Origin of the sequence: Bradyrhizobium sp. WU425 (assembly GCF_021052305.1) — a bacterium.
Lineage (GTDB): Bacteria > Pseudomonadota > Alphaproteobacteria > Rhizobiales > Xanthobacteraceae > Bradyrhizobium > Bradyrhizobium canariense_D.
Genome location: NZ_CP088089.1, coordinates 221,877 through 237,576, shown reverse-complemented (window position 1 = coordinate 237,576; position 15,700 = coordinate 221,877). Strand labels below are relative to the sequence as shown.

Sequence of the window (15,700 nt, the reverse complement as noted above, 5' to 3'; positions counted from 1 at the left end):
GCCCGATCTGGCACGGCATTTGATTCTAAGGGTCCTGGCTGTGCCCGCGTAGTGAACTTTCTCCCTCGTGGCGAACCAGTCGAGAAGCGCCCGGCCACGTCCGGACCGGGCCCAAGCGGGGATAGGACCCATGAAAATTGTTATGGCGATTATTAAGCCATTCAAGCTGGAAGAAGTCCGTGACGCCCTGACCGCCATCGGCGTTCACGGTCTCACGGTGACGGAAGTCAAGGGATATGGCCGCCAGAAGGGCCATACGGAAATCTATCGCGGCGCCGAATATGCCGTGAGCTTCCTGCCCAAGATCAAGATCGAGGTCGCTGTCGCCTCCGACCAGGTCGACAAGACCATCGACGCCATCACGACCGCCGCGAAAACCGGACAGATCGGCGACGGCAAGATCTTCGTCATCAATCTCGACCATGCGGTTCGCATCCGCACCGGCGAGGCCGATGCTGCGGCCCTTTGATTTCGCGCTCAATCAAAATTCAATCAGGAGTAAATGAAATGACGTTTAAGCGTCCCTATGGCGCGGGATTGGCGGCTCTCGCAGTCGGCCTGTTCGCTGCGACCGCAGCCTACGCCGAGCCAACGGTCAACAAGGGAGACAACGCCTGGATGCTGACATCGACAGTGCTCGTGCTGTTGATGACGATCCCCGGCCTCGCGCTGTTCTACGGCGGCCTCGTCCGTTCCAAGAACATGCTCTCCGTCCTGATGCAGGTGTTCTACACCGTCTGCGTCGTCACCGTGATCTGGGCCGTGTACGGCTACAGCCTCACCTTCACCGGCGGTTCCGACTTCATCGGCGGCTTCTCCAAGGCCTTCATGATGGGCGTCACCACCGACTCGAAGGCCGCGACCTTCTCGGTCGACGCCAACATCTCGGAGCTCATCTATATGTGCTTCCAGATGACCTTCGCGGCGATCACGCCCGCCCTCATCGTCGGCGCCTTCGCCGAACGCATGAAGTTCGCGGCGCTCGCGCTCTTCGTCCCGCTCTGGGTCACGCTGATCTACTTCCCGATCGCGCACATGGTCTGGTACTGGCCCGGCCCGGACATGATCCAGGACGCAGCCAAGGCTCTGGCTGCTGCGGCTGATGGCGCGGCGAAGACCGCAGCGCAGGCCAAGCTCGATGAGATCAACGCCGACGCAGGCTGGATCTTCAAGAAGGGCGCGATCGACTTTGCGGGCGGCACCGTGGTGCACATCAACGCCGGCATCGCAGGCCTCGTCGGCGCCCTGCTGATCGGCAAGCGCGTCGGCTACGGCAAGGAGCTGATGGCTCCGCACTCGCTGACGATGTCGATGATCGGCGCCTCGCTGCTCTGGGTCGGCTGGTTCGGCTTCAACGCCGGCTCCAACCTCGAAGCCAACGGCGGCGCAGCCCTCGCCATGACCAACTCCTTCGTCGCCACCGCAGCCGCCGCGCTGTCGTGGATGTTCGCGGAGTGGATCATCAAGGGTCACCCGTCGGTGCTCGGCGTCATCTCCGGCGCTGTCGCGGGCCTCGTGGCCGTCACGCCTGCCGCCGGCTTCTCCGGCGTGATGGGTGCGATCGTCCTCGGCCTCGTGGTCGGCGTGGTCTGCCTGTTCTTCTGCACCGTCGTGAAGAACGCGCTCGGCTACGACGACTCCCTCGATGTGTTCGGCGTGCACTGCGTCGGCGGCATCATCGGCGCCCTCGGCACCGGCATCCTCGTCAATCCGGCGCTGGGTGGTGCGGGCATCATCGACTACACCGCGATCCCGCCGAAGGTTGCCGATTACGACTTCGCGGCGCAGATGATCTCCCAGGTCTGGGGCGTCGGCACCACGCTGGTGTGGTCGGGCATCGGTTCGGCGATTCTCTACAAGGTCGTCGATGTGATCGTTGGCCTCCGCGCCAATGTCGAGAGCGAGCGTGAAGGCCTCGACATCACCGAGCACACAGAGCGCGCCTACAACATGTAAGTCTCCTCCCGGGCGCGGCCTCCTCGGAGGTCGCGCTCACAACTACGGTTTGGGGCACATACCCGGCAATGTCCCGACCGTTGAGGGGCTCCAGCGCAAGTTGGAGCCCCTTTCTTTTTGGTCCCGTGCCGCTGGGCCGTCATAAGTTAAATTGCATTGCTGCGAGCTTGCTGAATATCATGCTCCCCGTTTGGAGCAGGATTTCATGCGTCTGCCCTATTGCCTAGTCTGGTGTTTCCTGTTGCTCGCTTTGTCGAGCCTCGATGCCCGCGCGGACAAGCGCGTCGCGCTGGTGATTGGCAACGGCGCTTACCGAAACGTTCCCCCGCTCGCCAATCCGACCAACGATGCGGCCGATGTCGGCGCGGCCCTCAAGCGATCGGGGTTCGATCCTGTTGTCACGACCGACCTCGACCAGTCCGCCATGCAGGACACCATTCTTCGCTTCGCGCGTGAGGCCCGCGGCGCCGATGTCGCCCTGTTCTATTACAGTGGGCACGCGCTCCAGTTCGCCGGCGTCAACTATCTGGTGCCTGTCGATGCCGTCGTTCGCGACGAGGTCGATCTGCGCCGTCTGGTGCGCGCCGACGAGATCCTGGCGGATCTGCAGCAGGCCAAGAACCTGCGCATCCTCGTGCTCGACGCCTGCCGCGACAATCCATTTGCCGACGAGTTGCGGCGAAACGTCGGACAGGGCCGTGGCGTCACCGTCTCACGCGGCCTTGCCAAGATGGAAAGTCCCGAGGGCACCATCATTTCCTACGCGACACAGGCCGGCCGGACCGCCGACGACGGCAGCGGCCGCAACAGCCCCTACACCAGCGCGTTCCTGGAGCACATCGGCGACAAGGGCAACGTCAACACGGTATTTCAGACGATCAGCGCCGGCGTCTACCAGCGCTCCAAAGGCTCGCAAGTACCGGAGCTGTCGCTGTCGTTCTTCGGCGAGTTCTACCTGAACGGCAAGCCCGAGACGGCGGCGTTGTCGCCTGCGACGCCTCAGGTCGATCCCTGCGCGGAGGCCGGAGACCATTGGCGTAGCGCGGAAGCGCTGGGAACGCTCGCGGCATTCAAGGATCACCTCGCACGCTTCCCGGCCTGCGCGTTCGCAGATCTGGCGAAATCGCGCGTCGAGACCTTGGCGAAACCATCAGACACCGCCAAGCGCGTAACCGCATTCGATGGAACCTGGATCGCGAAGGAGACTTGCGAGAACAAGCCCCCATTTCCCGAGGCCTATTTCCAGTATGCCCTGCGCGTCAAGGATGGCGTGCTGCACACTCTCTCCGGGGAAGAGGGCAAGCCCGGTGCCACAATCTATGACGGGAAGATTGAAGCGGATGGCAGCGCGACTGTCACCGTCAACGGGCTGATTGGCGAGAAGGATCCGCTGCGCCGCACAGCCGGCGCGCCCTATCAGTACAAGCTCGCACTCGAGCTGAAAGGAACCACCGGCGCCGGCGTCCGCACCGATACCAGCCGACCGTGTCGGATGGAACTCTCCAAGCTGACGACACAGAGCCCCGCTGCAAGTCCGGGCCAACCTGATTCGAAGCGGGCGCCCAAGCGCGAGGACAAGACGGCCGTGCTGCCGCCAGATCAGGCCGGAGCAGGGCAACCGCGGCAGACCGGAAGCGGCATGAGCTGTTCGTTCATGCGAAGCAGGTGCGCCACGGCATGCGTCGGTATGGGTGGCCGCGCGGATTGCGCTTCAACCGCTTGTCCCCGGCTGGAAGCCGAGTGCATGAGCAGCGGGTGCTGGCGCGGCCGGGGATTCAACGGCTGCGGACTTGCCAAGAGATAGATGCACGAACCGGCTGCAGGAGGTCTGTCTTGGTCCGTCCAGGCGAAAGAAAAAGATTGCCATTCCACACCGCCCGCGCAGAAATATCGACCACAAGAAACAACAATCGGGAGGTCGTCATGCGTTTGGAAGGCGGATGCTATTGCGGCGAAGTGCGCTATGTCGCCGAGGGCGACCCGATGATGCAGGCGCAGTGTCATTGCCGCGAGTGCCAGTACATCTCGGGCGGCGCGCCCAACACCTTCATCGCGATGCCGGCGGCTGGCTTCAGCTACATCGCCGGGCAACCCAAGCAATTCGCGCGCAAGGACCTCGAACGCGCCGTCACGCGCGAATTCTGCGCTCGATGCGGGACCCATCTGGTGACCAAGGTTCCCGGCCTGCCGGCGGCGATCCTGAAGGCCGGCACGCTGGACGAGCCTGCGCAGTTCCATCCGCAGATGGCGATCTACACCTGCGACAAGCAGGACTTCCACGCGATCCCCGCGGGCATGGCGACATTCGAGAAGCTGCCGGGGCATTAGGGCGCCTATCCGCCAAAGCCGTCATAAGCCGTCATGCCCGGGCTTGTCCCGGCATCCACGTTCTTGGACGCCGTCGGAAAGGCCGTGGGTGGCCGGGACAGGCCCGGCCATGACATCGCCAAGACGTCCACCCTCTCGCAATGGCATGACCAGCTCCGAGAGCCGCCCGTGGCCTCATTATTCCTGCTCTGGACCGAGGCGGCGACCGATGGTTAATCGCGTCTTAACCTCGCCCTATCTATGGTGAACTGAACCGCTTCCCGTCGGCGCCGTGCTGCGACCGGCTGTTCCAAGAGTGCTGGCGTCCAGAATGGCTATGACCGCTTCATCCCGTGCGCCGCAGGACAGTGGAAGCTCCGATAGCGAACGCTCTCCCTTCGTCCGGCTGAACGAGCTGCTGGCACCGCATCAGCCCGGCAAGCCTTTGATTTCGCTTGCCGTCGGCGAGCCGCAGCATCCGGTGCCTGATTTCGTCGGCCCGGTACTGGCCAAGCACATCGCCGATTTCGGCCGTTACCCCGCGAACAAGGGCACCGACCCGTTCCGCTTGGCCGCGGGCGCCTGGCTGTCGTCGCGCTTCAGGCTGCCGCGACCGCTCAATCCCGAGAGCGAGATTCTCGTCCTCAATGGCAGCCGCGAGGGGCTGTTCCTCGCCGCCATCGCGGCTGCGCGCTATGTCGGCCCGCGTCCCGGCAAGCCCGCGATCCTGATGCCGAACCCGTTCTATCCGGTCTATGGCGCCGGCGCCCGCGCCGCTGCTTGCGAGCCGGTCTACCTGCCGACCACCGCCGAGAACGGCTTCCTGCCCGATCTCGACGCCATCGACGAGGCGACGCTGGCGCGCACGGTGGCGTTCTATCTGGCCTCGCCCGCCAACCCGCAGGGATCGGTGGCCTCGCGCGATTATTTCATTCGCCTGAAGCAGCTCGCCGACCGCTACGGCTTCGTGATCCTCAGCGACGAGTGCTATTCGGAGATCTACACCCGCGAAGCGCCCGGCAGCGCGCTCGAATGCGCTGGCCCTGATTTCACCCGCGTGGTCGCGTTCCAGTCGCTGTCCAAGCGCTCGAACCTGCCGGGCCTGCGCGTCGGCTTCGCCGCCGGCGACAAAAAACTCATCGGCATGTTCCTCGAATTGCGCAACATCGCGGCGCCGCAGGTGCCGGTCCCGTTGCAGCATGTCGCGACCGTTGCTTACGGCGACGAGGCGCATGTCGAGGAGAACCGCAGGCTCTACCGCATCAAGTTCGATCTCGCCGACCAGATCATCGGCAATCGTTACGGCTATCGCCGGCCCGATGCCGGCTTCTGCGTCTGGCTCAACACGTCCGAAATCGGCGACGATGTGTCTGTGTGCCTGAAACTCTTCAAGGAAGCAGGCGTGCGCGTGGTGCCCGGCAGCTATCTGGCGCGGCTCCAGCCCGACGGCTTCAATCCCGGCGCAGGCTACATTCGCCTTGCGCTGGTGCAGGATGGCGAGACCACGGCGCAGGCGCTGCACCGCCTGGTCGAGACTCTGGGTTAGGCGGGGCCCATGAGCATGTCGACAATCGAACGTGTCATTCCCTTGGTCAGCCATCTGCCGCCCTCGATCCGCGAGGGGCTGGCGCGGCGCGTGCGCGAGCTCAGCGGTCTCGGCCTGATCGCATTGTCGGGCGTCGCCTCGGCGGCGCTGATGACCTGGTCAGTGCAGGATCCCAGCCTCAGCCACGCAACGTCGCGGCCGATCCGCAATATTCTCGGCTATGCCGGCGCGATCGGCGCCGACCTTGCGATGCAGATCCTCGGGCTCGGCGCGATCATGCTGGTCCTGACCGTCGCGGTCTGGGGCTGGCGCATGCTGACCCATCGCCCGTTCGACCGCGAGGCGCTGCGGCTCGGCTGCTGGATTCTCTGCACGGTGATCGCGGCGGGCTTCGTCAGCTGCTGGCCACATGGCGGCGCATGGCCGCTGCCGACAGGCCTCGGCGGCGTGGTCGGCGATGCCCTGGTTCGCGCGCCCGCGGTGATCTTCGGACCGCCGGGCATGATCTATCGCATCGTGCTCGGCACGATCCTGTTCGCCGCGATGGCGGCGACCTTCCTGATCGCCTGCGGCCTCGGCGCACGCGAGCATGACGACGAACTCGCTGAGATCGAGGACGATGACAAGCCGCTCGACCTGGACGAGGAGAGCGATCGCGGTTCGGTATCGCTGGGCTGGCTGTTCCACGCCTTGATGAGCACGAAGGCACGGCTGATCTGGTTGCTTGGCGCGGCCTACCGCTCGCTGGTCTCGAGCGGACCGAAGACCAAGGCCGTTGCCTTCAGCCGTCAGGAGCCGAAGCTCGGTGGCGGCCGCGCCGCGCCGCCGATCTCGCCGCAGTCCGAAGACGAGCACGACGAGGACGAGCACGAAGAAGACCACGAGGAGGAAGAGGAGGAGGAGCCCGCCGCGCGCGCGCCGCGCAAGAAGGCTGCTCCAAAGGCTGCTTCCAAGAAATCTTCCGACAAGTTCGAGCTTCCGTCCGTGTCGGTGCTGGCCGCGCCCAAGGCCGGCGATCGCCAGCCGCTCAGCAAGGCCGAGCTGGAAACCAATTCGCGCGCGCTCGAAGGCGTGCTGCAGGATTTCGGCGTTCGCGGCGAGATCGTGAAGGCCCATCCGGGTCCCGTGGTCACGCTGTACGAGCTGGAGCCGGCGCCGGGGATCAAATCGTCGCGCGTGATCGGACTTTCCGACGACATCGCCCGTTCGATGAGCGCGCTGTCGGCGCGCGTCGCCGTCGTGCCGGGCCGCAACGCCATCGGCATCGAGCTGCCGAACGCGCATCGCGAAAAGGTCTATCTGCGCGAGCTGCTGGTCGCCAAGGAGACTGTCGATTCGGTTGCGAAACTGCCGCTCTGCCTCGGCAAGACCATCGGCGGTGATCCCGTCATCATCGACCTCGCACGCACGCCGCACATGCTGATCGCCGGTACCACCGGCTCCGGCAAGTCGGTCGCCATCAACACCATGATCCTCAGCCTGGTCTACCGGCTGCGCCCGGACCAGTGCCGCCTGATCATGGTCGATCCGAAGATGCTCGAACTCTCCGTCTATGACGGCATTCCCCATCTGCTCACGCCCGTCGTGACCGACCCGAAGAAGGCGGTGGTCGCGCTGAAATGGGCCGTGCGCGAGATGGAAGAGCGCTACAAGAACATGGCCAAGCTCGGTGTGCGCAACATCGACGGTTACAACACGCGCTTGCTCGAATTGAAGGCCAAGGGCGAAGAGCCGACGCGCACGGTGCACACCGGCTTCGACAAGGAAACCGGCAAGGCGATCTACGAGGAAGAGAAGCTCTCGCTCGACCCGCTGCCCTACATCGTCATCATCGTCGACGAAATGGCCGACCTGATGATGGTTGCCGGCAAGGACATCGAAGGCGCGGTGCAGCGCCTCGCGCAGATGGCGCGCGCCGCCGGCCTGCACGTGATCCTCGCAACGCAGCGTCCATCGGTCGACGTCATCACCGGTACCATCAAGGCGAACTTCCCAACCCGCATCGCCTTCCAGGTGACGTCCAAGATCGACAGCCGCACGATTCTCGGCGAGATGGGTGCCGAGCAGCTGCTCGGCCAGGGCGACATGCTCTACATGGCCGGGGGCGGTCGCATCAGCCGCGTGCACGGACCTTTCGCGTCGGACGAGGAAGTCGAGAAGGTGGTGCGCCACCTCAAGACGCAGGGACAGCCGGAATATCTCGAAGCCGTCACGGCCGAAGAACCCAGCGAAGACGAGGACGGCGCGGTGTTCGACGCGTCCGCCATGGGCGCGGATGGCGGCGGCGATTTGTTCTCGCAGGCTGTTGCGATCGTCAAACGCGACCGTAAGGCCTCTACCAGCTACATCCAGCGCCGCCTGCAGATCGGCTATAACCGCGCCGCATCGCTGATGGAGCGCATGGAACTGGAGGGCATCGTCGGACCCGCCAACCACGCCGGCAAGCGCGAGATTCTGGTCGAGGAAGAAGACAGCCATATGTGAGGCGAGCCGCCTCAAACCATCATTCACGCAAAAACGTTATCTGCTTTTGGCCGAAATCACGCTAAAAGGGCGCCCAGCCACACAGGACGACGCGTTGATCAGACATCCGGACATTCGATTCGCTGCCATTGTCGCCGCGCGGAGCGCGCGCATGGCCGGCGTAATTCTCGTCACCGCCGCGATGGTGATCACGGCGTCGTTCGCGCAGACCGTTCCCGTGCCGAAGCCTGCACCGAAGGGCCGCGACGGCGGTCCGGCCGTTGGAGGGCCCGCGGTCACCGGCGCGACCCAGACGCCGCCCAATCCGGTGATTCCGGATCCACGCCGCAACGTGCCGAGCAGCATCTTCCAGACCTTCGATGCGAACCAGAAGGCCCAGGCCGCCAAGGTCAGCGCCTATTTGTCGTCATTGTCGACGCTGGTCGGGAATTTCGTCCAGGTCGGCCCCGACGGCAGCAAGACGCAAGGCGACTTCTACATCCAGAAGCCGGGCAAGGTGCGCTTCGAATATGACGCGCCGAGCCCGATCGACATCGTCGCCGACGGATCGTCGCTGGTGGTGCGCGACCGCAAGCTCGCGACGCAGGACGTCTATCCGCTGTCACAGACACCGCTGCGTTTCCTGCTGTCCGACCGCATCGACCTGATGAAGGACACCAACGTCGTCAACGTCTCGGCCGACGACGTCTTCGTCAGCGTCACCATCGAGGAGAAGCAGGCGCTGGTCGGCACCAGTCGCCTCTTGCTGATGTTCGGCGCCAAGGACGGCCAGTTGAAGCAGTGGACCGTCACCGACCCGCAGGGCTACGACACCACGATCGCGGTCTATAATCTGGATACGAGCAAGAAGCTCGATCCCGGCATGTTCAAGATCGATTTTACCAATTACGGCCCGTCGCCGGGCTGAGACTTACTCGCTGCTGCGACGATCGTCATGCCCGGGCTTGTCCCGGGCATCCACGTTCTGGACCTACAATCTGGACCTACAAAAGGCGTGGATGGCCGGGTCAAGCCCGGCCATGACGGATGGAGTTTGTTAGATCAATCTCATGCGTTTTTCCCTGACAACCTGGAACATCAATTCGGTGCGGCTGCGCATCGATCTGGTCGCAAAATTTCTCAAGAGCGCGCGGCCGGACGTGCTGTGTCTCCAGGAGACCAAGTGCATCGACGACGCTTTTCCGCTGAAGCGCTTCAAGCGGCTCGGCTACGAGCATGTCGCGTTGAACGGACAGAAGGGCTATCACGGCGTCGCCATCGTCTCGAAGATTCCGTTCGACTCGAAGGACATCCGCACCTTCTGCGACAAGGTGGATTCACGCCACATCTCGGTGTCGTTCGGTGAGAGGGCCGGGATCGCGAAACCCCTGGTGGTGCATAATTTCTACGTGCCCGCCGGCGGCGACATTCCCGATCCCGCGCTGAACGAGAAATTCGATCACAAGCTCCGCTTCCTCGACGAGATGAAGGCGTGCGAGCCGTTGCATCCGCGCGGCGAGGATCGCCACATCCTGGTCGGCGATCTCAACGTTGCCCCGCATGAGAATGACGTCTGGTCGCACAAGCAGCTTCTGAAAGTGGTGTCGCACACGCCCATCGAAACCGAGAAGCTGCAAGCCGCGCTCGCCGCCGGCGAATGGGTCGATGTCGCGCGCGATCGCATTCCGATGTCGGAAAAGGTCTACACGTGGTGGAGCTACCGCTCCGCCGATTGGACTGTCGGCGACCGCGGCCGCAGGCTCGACCACATCTGGGTCTCGCGCGCGCTGAAAGATGCGGTGAGTGATTTCAAGATTTTGCGCGATGCGCGGAGCTGGGAGCGTCCGTCGGATCATGTGCCGGTGACGGTGACGCTCGAGGTTTAATGTCGCTCTGGCGAAAGCCAGGCCCATTACACCAATCTTCGTTGTTGCGCGAGGACATCGGCAATCGCACCAAGCCAGAAACATTTGGGATGACGGGTCCTGGCCTTCGCCAGGACGACATCACGACGTCAGCTTCGCACCCGCCATCAATATATCGCTGGCGATCTGGCTGGAGCGCACCGCGAATTCGTCGCGCAGGCGGACGGCGGCGGCGGGGTCGCTTTCGAGCACACGCTGAAACAGGCTGCGCGCGACGCGGATGACGGAGGCGTGCTCGATCGCGATCGCGCTCGACGGCCGCTTCATCGGCACGATCAGCGCGAGCTCGCCGATCAACGCACCGGGACTTGCGATCATCTCCGCACCGGCGCCGTCGTCGACCCGGAAGGCGCCGCGCTGGACCACGAAGCCGGCATCGGCATCGTCGCCGAGATTGAACAAGACGTCGCCGCGGACGAAGTCACGCTGCTCGGAGCCGATCGCCAGCATGCGCAACGAAGCGTCTCCCAACAGGCGCAGTGTCGGGACACGCTCGAGAAGCGCTACATCATCGTCGATTGACATTCAGGTCCGGGGCTCAAGGGCACGCAATCTAAAACGATTCGCACGCCCCTGAAGCGTATCACGGCACCAGCTTGTAGCCACCGGCTTCCGTGACCAGGATTTCCGGGTTCGCGGCGTCCTTCTCGATCTTCTGGCGAAGCCGGTAAATGTGGGTTTCCAGCGTGTGGGTGGTGACGCCGGAATTGTAGCCCCAGACCTCCTGGAGCAGGGTCTCGCGCGAGACCGGCATCTGGCCGGCCCGGTAGAGGAAGCGGAGGATGGCGGTTTCCTTCTCCGTCAGCCGGACCTTGCGCGCATTGGCGGCGGTCAGCATCTTGGAGCCGGGCCGGAAAGAGTAGGGGCCGACCGAGAACACTGCGTCCTCGCTGGCTTCGTGCTGCCGGAGCTGGGCGCGGATGCGCGCCAGCAGTACGGCGAAGCGGAAGGGTTTTGCGACATAGTCGTTGGCGCCGGATTCCAGCCCCAAAATCGTGTCGGAATCGGTGTCATGCCCGGTGAGCATGATGATCGGAGCCTTGAACCCGCCCTTGCGTAAGGAACGGACCACTTCGCGGCCATCGGTGTCGGGCAGGCCAACATCCATCAGGACGAGATCGGGGGCATTGGCCTTCGCGGCGCTCGCGCCCTTGGCGCCGGTATCGACCGCGGAGGCTTCAAATTCTTCGTGCAGCGACAATTGCTCCACCAACGTATCGCGCAGATCGGTATCGTCATCCACGATCAGGATCTTGCGGGCATTGGCCATAGGGGGTCATCCTTTTGGGGTCCGGCGCGGCGCGCATCCATGCTGCACCCAGCCGAGAGGGAAGTTTAGGGGTCGCCGTTATTATTGTTGTTCGTCTTGAAGTAGTGGGCTGTTACCGATTCACAAGCCAGAACCACTCTAACCTAGAATAGCAGGCCGTTTTGATGAATGTCCTGTAATGAATTCGACATCGCACGTTCACATGAAAAATAAAGCTGCTTCAGCTAGTTACACCATGAACCGGAGCGCCGGGCCGCTCTCGGTGATCCGCGTTAAGCCTGCCGCCGGGAAGCCGCGCCGGGGCTGGCTGACCGCCGGAGCGCTGACGATTCCGGTGGCGCTCGGACGCGGCGGCATTCTGGCGAACAAGCGCGAGGGCGATGGCGGCACCCCGCGGGGCAGCTTCCGTCCGAGGCGATTGTGGTGGCGGGGCGACCGGCACAGCCGCCCGCAGACCTTCCTGCCGGCCCGGATCATCACCGGCGAGGACGCCTGGTGCGAGGATCCCAAGGACCGTCATTACAATCAGGGAATCCGCCTCCGCGAGGGGCAGGGCGGCGACCGGCTCAAGCGGGCCGACCATCTCTATGACTTCATCATCGAAATCGACCACAATACGAGGCCGCGGATCGCCGGCCGGGGCAGCGCGGTGTTCTTGCATCTGGCCCGCGACAATTTCGTCCCCACCGCAGGCTGCGTCTCGATGACCGAAGCGGCGATGCGACAATTGCTGCGGCGGCTTGGACCAAAAACAAAAATCATCATCGGATGAGGACACATGCTCGACAAGGATCAGATCGCCGCCGCTTCGCAGGTCCTGGTTAAACATTGGCGCGACGGCACCAAGCTTGACGCGCTGGAGCCAGAGTTGCGGCCTCAGAACCGCACCGAGGCTTACGCCGTGCAGGCTGCGCTCAGCGGGACTTTGTTCGGCTGGAAGATCGCGGCAACGAGCGAGTCCGGACAGAAGCACATCAATGTCGCGGGACCGTTGGCCGGTCGGATCATGAGCGACACCGTGATCGCCGATGGCGGCACCGCCTCGATGAAGGGCAACGCGATGCGCGTCGGCGAACCGGAGTTCGCTTTCGGCATGGGGCGCGATCTGCCGCCGCGCGCGGCGCCATATACTGTCGACGAGGTGCTCGCCGCCGTGGACAGCTTGCATCCCGCGATCGAGATTCCCGATTCGCGCTTTGCCGATTTCGCCAGCGCCGGCGAGGCGCAGCTCATCGCCGACAACGCCTGTGCGCATCTGTTCGTGCTGGGCGCAGCGACGAATGCGAACTGGCGTGCCATGGATCTCGTCGAAGAGCGGCCGCAGATCACGCTACGCGGCCAGCGCTATCTCGGCCACGGCAAGAACGTGCTCGGCGATCCCCGCATTGCCCTGGCCTGGCTGGCCAACGAGCTGCGTGGCCTCGGCATCACCTTGCGGGCAGGGGAGGTAGTGACCACGGGCACGTGCCATCCGCCGCTTCCGATCCAGGCGGGTGATCGGTTTGTCGCGGACTTTGGCGCGCTGGGGAAGGTGGCAGTGGGGTTTGAATAGGCCCCACATACACCACCGTCATTGCGAGCGCAGCGAAGCAATCCAGAATCTTTCCGCGGAGGGACTCTGGATTGCTTCGCTGTGCTCGCAATGACGAAATCGAGAGTTCGTATGGCGCTCTGCCGTCGCTAACGGCTCTCACCGGCGCCCGAAGATCGCACTGCCCACGCGCACATGGGTGGCGCCGAGCATGATCGCGGTCGCATAATCCGCGCTCATGCCCATCGAGAGCTTCTTCAATCCATTGCGCGCGGCGACCTTGGCGGTCAGCGCGAAATGCGCCGCCGGCGGCTCGTCTACCGGCGGGATGCACATCAACCCCGAGATCGTCAGCCCGTAGGTGTCGCGGCAGCTCGCGATGAAAGCATCGGCCTCGCCGGGCGCGATGCCCGCCTTCTGCGGCTCCTCACCGATATTGATCTGCACGAACAATTCCGGGTGCTTGTTCTGGGATTCGATTTCCTTGGCTAACGCCTGGCAAATGCTCGGGCGATCGACCGAATGGATGGCATCGAACAGCGCGACTGCCTCTTTCGCCTTGTTGGATTGCAGCGGGCCGATCAGATGCAGCGCGATATCGGGGTAAACAGAAGTTAACGCGGGCCACTTGCCTTTGGCCTCCTGCACGCGATTCTCCCCGAATACGCGCTGCCCGGCGCCGATGACCGGGGTAATTGCATCCGCGGCGAAAGTTTTCGATACCGCGATCAGCGTCACGGAGGCACGCTCGCGCCGCGCATCCTTGCAGGCGCGCGCGATTTCGGCTTCGACCGCGGCGAGCGCGTTTGGTGAATGGCCGGTTAGCGGCGCGGCGTTGGCTTCAGTCATGATGTCGCATCGGAGCTGGTTGTTGCGGAGCTAGTTCTAATTTTACCGAGTTCAAGAAAGAGTTTTTGAACCCCTCGCTTTACCTTAGCCGCGGGGTGGGCAGCGAAGATGTCAAACGTCAGTTTCAACCGCAAACGAGCGAAACTCAAGCAGGTTCTCGGAATCCGGGCGCGGCTTGCGTTGCTCGCGGTGATTCTGGTGACGCCTTTGATGTTCGAACGCATCCGATCGCTGGAAGACACGCGCACACGGCAGATCGCACAGGCCACAGCCGAATTCACCACCGTTGCAAGACACAGCGCCGATGCGCAGCGCGAGGTGATCTCGTCGGTCGAGACCATCCTGAAATCGGAAGCTTTCATCCGCGCCTCCGCCGGCGGCATCAGCAAGAGCTGTGACGTGCTGCGCGCGAGCCTGCCGTCGAACCTTCCCTGGATCCGCACGCTTCTGATCGCCGGCCAGGACGGGCGCATCCAGTGCGCCACCAACAACATGTATGTCGGCCTGGACCTCAGTGACCGGCCGTATTTCCAGCAGGCGCAGGAAACCGGCCGCTTCGTCCTGAGCGACTTCATCCTATCGCGCCCGGTGCTGACACCGACCGTCATGGCGGTTTACCCGGTGTCCGCCTTCAGCGGCGTAGCGGATGCCGTCGTGCTCGCCACCGTCAACCTCGACTGGATGTCGAAGGTCATGAGCAATTTGGGGGGGCGCGCCGGCATCACGGCCGTGCTGGTCGACAGCACCGGCACCGTGCTGGCGGCACCGGCCGACCAGCATAGTGCGATCGGCCGTCCGCTCGACAACATGCCGCTGATGTCCGCGATCGCCGACAAGGCGCTGAGGTCTGACCAGGACGAAGGTTCACTCTCTTTCCTCGCTGCCGACGGCTCCCGCCGCGCGGTCAGCTATATCCGCATCGCCGGAACCAATGCCCGCCTGATCGCCAGCATCGACGAGGACAAGGTGTCCGCGGCCGTGAGCCGCGACATCCGCACCGCCTATCTCCAGCTCGGTTTCGTCGTCGTATTCGTGCTGCTCGGCGCGCTGATCGCAGCCGAGAAACTGGTGATCAAGCCGATCAGGATGCTCGCCGACATGGCCAAGCGTCTGGGCGAGGGCGATCTGTCGGCGCGTGCCGCGCGCAATCGCCTGCCGGCCGAGTTCGTGCCGCTCGCCCGCGCGTTCAACGCGATGGCCGCACAGCTCAGCCAGCGCGAACGCGAGCTGATGGCGAGCAATGACCGACTCACGGTGATGGCCTCGATCGACATGTTGTCGGGGCTTGCCAACCGCCGCGGCTTCCAGAGCCGCCTCGATTTCGAATGGATGCGCGCGCAGCAATATGGCAGCGACCTCGCGCTGTTGATGATCGACGTCGACCATTTCAAGCTGTTCAACGACACCTACGGCCACCTCGAAGGCGATTCTTGCCTGACCAGGCTCGGCGAATCGCTGTCCGGCATCGCCGCCGACACGATGGGCTTCGCGGCCCGCTACGGCGGCGAGGAATTCTGCCTGTTGCTGCCGAACACCGACGTGGCGCGCGCCGTCGAAATCGGCGAACAGGCGCGTGCGGCCGTGCTGAAGCTGGGCCTGCCGCACATCACCTCCGACCACATGATCGTCACCGTCTCGATCGGCGTTGCCGCGACCAAGCCCACCGAGAGCTTGCGTCCGGGCGATTTGATCGAAGCCGCCGACGCCGCGCTCTACGCCGCCAAGCACCGCGGTCGCAACAACGTCGTCGAGCATGGCATCACGGTGATCGACAACGGCGCGGCGGAAATGATGATGGCGGGCTGAGGGCTAACCCGCAGCCCGGACGCGATCGACCTCGCTCTCGGTGACCA

General features: G+C 64.0%; 14 protein-coding genes. 11 read left to right on the top strand and 3 right to left on the bottom strand.

Annotated features, from left to right (window positions below; translation table 11 throughout):
• The first annotated feature begins 130 nt into the window (after window positions 1–130).
• The 8 genes from BcanWU425_RS01105 (at window position 131) to xth (ending at window position 10,158) form a co-directional block, all read left to right on the top strand.
• Window positions 131–469: a P-II family nitrogen regulator gene (locus BcanWU425_RS01105; RefSeq protein ID WP_007598642.1), complete on the top strand. Its 339-nt coding sequence runs from the start codon at window positions 131–133 to the stop codon at window positions 467–469.
• Between the two features lie 38 nt (window positions 470–507).
• Complete coding sequence (locus BcanWU425_RS01100) at window positions 508–1,956, top strand: ammonium transporter (RefSeq protein WP_018459661.1); 1,449 nt, start codon at window positions 508–510, stop codon at window positions 1,954–1,956.
• A 205-nt stretch (window positions 1,957–2,161) separates the two neighbouring features.
• Complete coding sequence (locus tag BcanWU425_RS01095; RefSeq protein ID WP_039801002.1) at window positions 2,162–3,760, top strand: caspase family protein; 1,599 nt, start codon at window positions 2,162–2,164, stop codon at window positions 3,758–3,760.
• Between the two features lie 119 nt (window positions 3,761–3,879).
• The gene (locus BcanWU425_RS01090) at window positions 3,880–4,284 is read left to right on the top strand and encodes a GFA family protein (RefSeq protein ID WP_204512912.1); all 405 of its coding nucleotides are present in this window, start codon (window positions 3,880–3,882) and stop codon (window positions 4,282–4,284) included.
• Between the two features lie 310 nt (window positions 4,285–4,594).
• Window positions 4,595–5,809: an aminotransferase class I/II-fold pyridoxal phosphate-dependent enzyme gene (locus tag BcanWU425_RS01085; RefSeq protein ID WP_204512913.1), complete on the top strand. Its 1,215-nt coding sequence runs from the start codon at window positions 4,595–4,597 to the stop codon at window positions 5,807–5,809.
• A gap of 9 nt (window positions 5,810–5,818) precedes the next feature.
• A complete protein-coding gene (locus BcanWU425_RS01080; RefSeq protein ID WP_204512914.1) occupies window positions 5,819–8,293 on the top strand; it encodes a DNA translocase FtsK in 2,475 nt (824 codons plus the stop codon).
• 151 nt (window positions 8,294–8,444) lie between these two features.
• A complete protein-coding gene (locus tag BcanWU425_RS01075) occupies window positions 8,445–9,200 on the top strand; it encodes an outer membrane lipoprotein carrier protein LolA (RefSeq protein WP_018459655.1) in 756 nt (251 codons plus the stop codon).
• Window positions 9,201–9,342: 142 nt separating this feature from the next.
• Window positions 9,343–10,158: an exodeoxyribonuclease III gene (xth, locus tag BcanWU425_RS01070; protein ID WP_231189601.1), complete on the top strand. Its 816-nt coding sequence runs from the start codon at window positions 9,343–9,345 to the stop codon at window positions 10,156–10,158.
• 120 nt (window positions 10,159–10,278) lie between these two features.
• Here the strand turns inward: xth and BcanWU425_RS01065 are convergent, their stop codons facing one another.
• Both BcanWU425_RS01065 and BcanWU425_RS01060 read right to left on the bottom strand, forming a co-directional pair.
• Window positions 10,279–10,722, bottom strand: a complete 444-nt coding sequence (locus tag BcanWU425_RS01065; RefSeq protein ID WP_007598631.1) for a cyclic nucleotide-binding domain-containing protein — start codon at window positions 10,720–10,722, stop codon at window positions 10,279–10,281.
• Between the two features lie 58 nt (window positions 10,723–10,780).
• Complete coding sequence (locus BcanWU425_RS01060; protein WP_007598630.1) at window positions 10,781–11,467, bottom strand: response regulator transcription factor; 687 nt, start codon at window positions 11,465–11,467, stop codon at window positions 10,781–10,783.
• Between the two features lie 235 nt (window positions 11,468–11,702).
• On the opposite strand from BcanWU425_RS01060, the gene BcanWU425_RS01055 reads away from it, so the two are divergent.
• Both BcanWU425_RS01055 and BcanWU425_RS01050 read left to right on the top strand, forming a co-directional pair.
• Window positions 11,703–12,239, top strand: coding sequence for a L,D-transpeptidase family protein (locus BcanWU425_RS01055; protein WP_231189599.1), 537 nt, complete (start codon window positions 11,703–11,705; stop codon window positions 12,237–12,239).
• A gap of 6 nt (window positions 12,240–12,245) precedes the next feature.
• Entirely contained in the window at window positions 12,246–13,019 is a 774-nt protein-coding gene (locus tag BcanWU425_RS01050; protein WP_204512915.1) for a 2-keto-4-pentenoate hydratase, read from the top strand.
• A gap of 138 nt (window positions 13,020–13,157) precedes the next feature.
• On the opposite strand, the gene BcanWU425_RS01045 is transcribed toward BcanWU425_RS01050, so the two are convergent.
• The gene (locus BcanWU425_RS01045) at window positions 13,158–13,847 is read right to left on the bottom strand and encodes a YggS family pyridoxal phosphate-dependent enzyme (RefSeq protein WP_018459651.1); all 690 of its coding nucleotides are present in this window, start codon (window positions 13,845–13,847) and stop codon (window positions 13,158–13,160) included.
• A 108-nt stretch (window positions 13,848–13,955) separates the two neighbouring features.
• Here BcanWU425_RS01045 and BcanWU425_RS01040 point away from each other — a divergent pair, with 108 nt between their 5' ends.
• Window positions 13,956–15,653 carry a diguanylate cyclase domain-containing protein gene (locus tag BcanWU425_RS01040; protein WP_204512916.1) on the top strand — a complete coding sequence of 566 codons (1,698 nt, stop codon included), beginning with the start codon at window positions 13,956–13,958 and terminating at the stop codon, window positions 15,651–15,653.
• The last annotated feature ends 47 nt before the right edge of the window (window positions 15,654–15,700 follow it).

Coding starts and splice junctions, on each gene's coding strand:
- BcanWU425_RS01095 (WP_039801002.1), top strand. CDS start 2,162: ATGCGTCTGCCCTATTGCCTAGTCTGGTGTTTCCTGTTGCTCGCTTTG.
- BcanWU425_RS01045 (WP_018459651.1), bottom strand. CDS start 13,847: ATGACTGAAGCCAACGCCGCGCCGCTAACCGGCCATTCACCAAACGCG.
- BcanWU425_RS01100 (WP_018459661.1), top strand. CDS start 508: ATGACGTTTAAGCGTCCCTATGGCGCGGGATTGGCGGCTCTCGCAGTC.
- BcanWU425_RS01080 (WP_204512914.1), top strand. CDS start 5,819: ATGAGCATGTCGACAATCGAACGTGTCATTCCCTTGGTCAGCCATCTG.
- BcanWU425_RS01055 (WP_231189599.1), top strand. CDS start 11,703: ATGAACCGGAGCGCCGGGCCGCTCTCGGTGATCCGCGTTAAGCCTGCC.
- BcanWU425_RS01040 (WP_204512916.1), top strand. CDS start 13,956: ATGTCAAACGTCAGTTTCAACCGCAAACGAGCGAAACTCAAGCAGGTT.
- BcanWU425_RS01075 (WP_018459655.1), top strand. CDS start 8,445: ATGGCCGGCGTAATTCTCGTCACCGCCGCGATGGTGATCACGGCGTCG.
- BcanWU425_RS01065 (WP_007598631.1), bottom strand. CDS start 10,722: ATGTCAATCGACGATGATGTAGCGCTTCTCGAGCGTGTCCCGACACTG.
- xth (WP_231189601.1), top strand. CDS start 9,343: ATGCGTTTTTCCCTGACAACCTGGAACATCAATTCGGTGCGGCTGCGC.
- BcanWU425_RS01085 (WP_204512913.1), top strand. CDS start 4,595: ATGGCTATGACCGCTTCATCCCGTGCGCCGCAGGACAGTGGAAGCTCC.
- BcanWU425_RS01050 (WP_204512915.1), top strand. CDS start 12,246: ATGCTCGACAAGGATCAGATCGCCGCCGCTTCGCAGGTCCTGGTTAAA.
- BcanWU425_RS01090 (WP_204512912.1), top strand. CDS start 3,880: ATGCGTTTGGAAGGCGGATGCTATTGCGGCGAAGTGCGCTATGTCGCC.
- BcanWU425_RS01105 (WP_007598642.1), top strand. CDS start 131: ATGAAAATTGTTATGGCGATTATTAAGCCATTCAAGCTGGAAGAAGTC.
- BcanWU425_RS01060 (WP_007598630.1), bottom strand. CDS start 11,467: ATGGCCAATGCCCGCAAGATCCTGATCGTGGATGACGATACCGATCTG.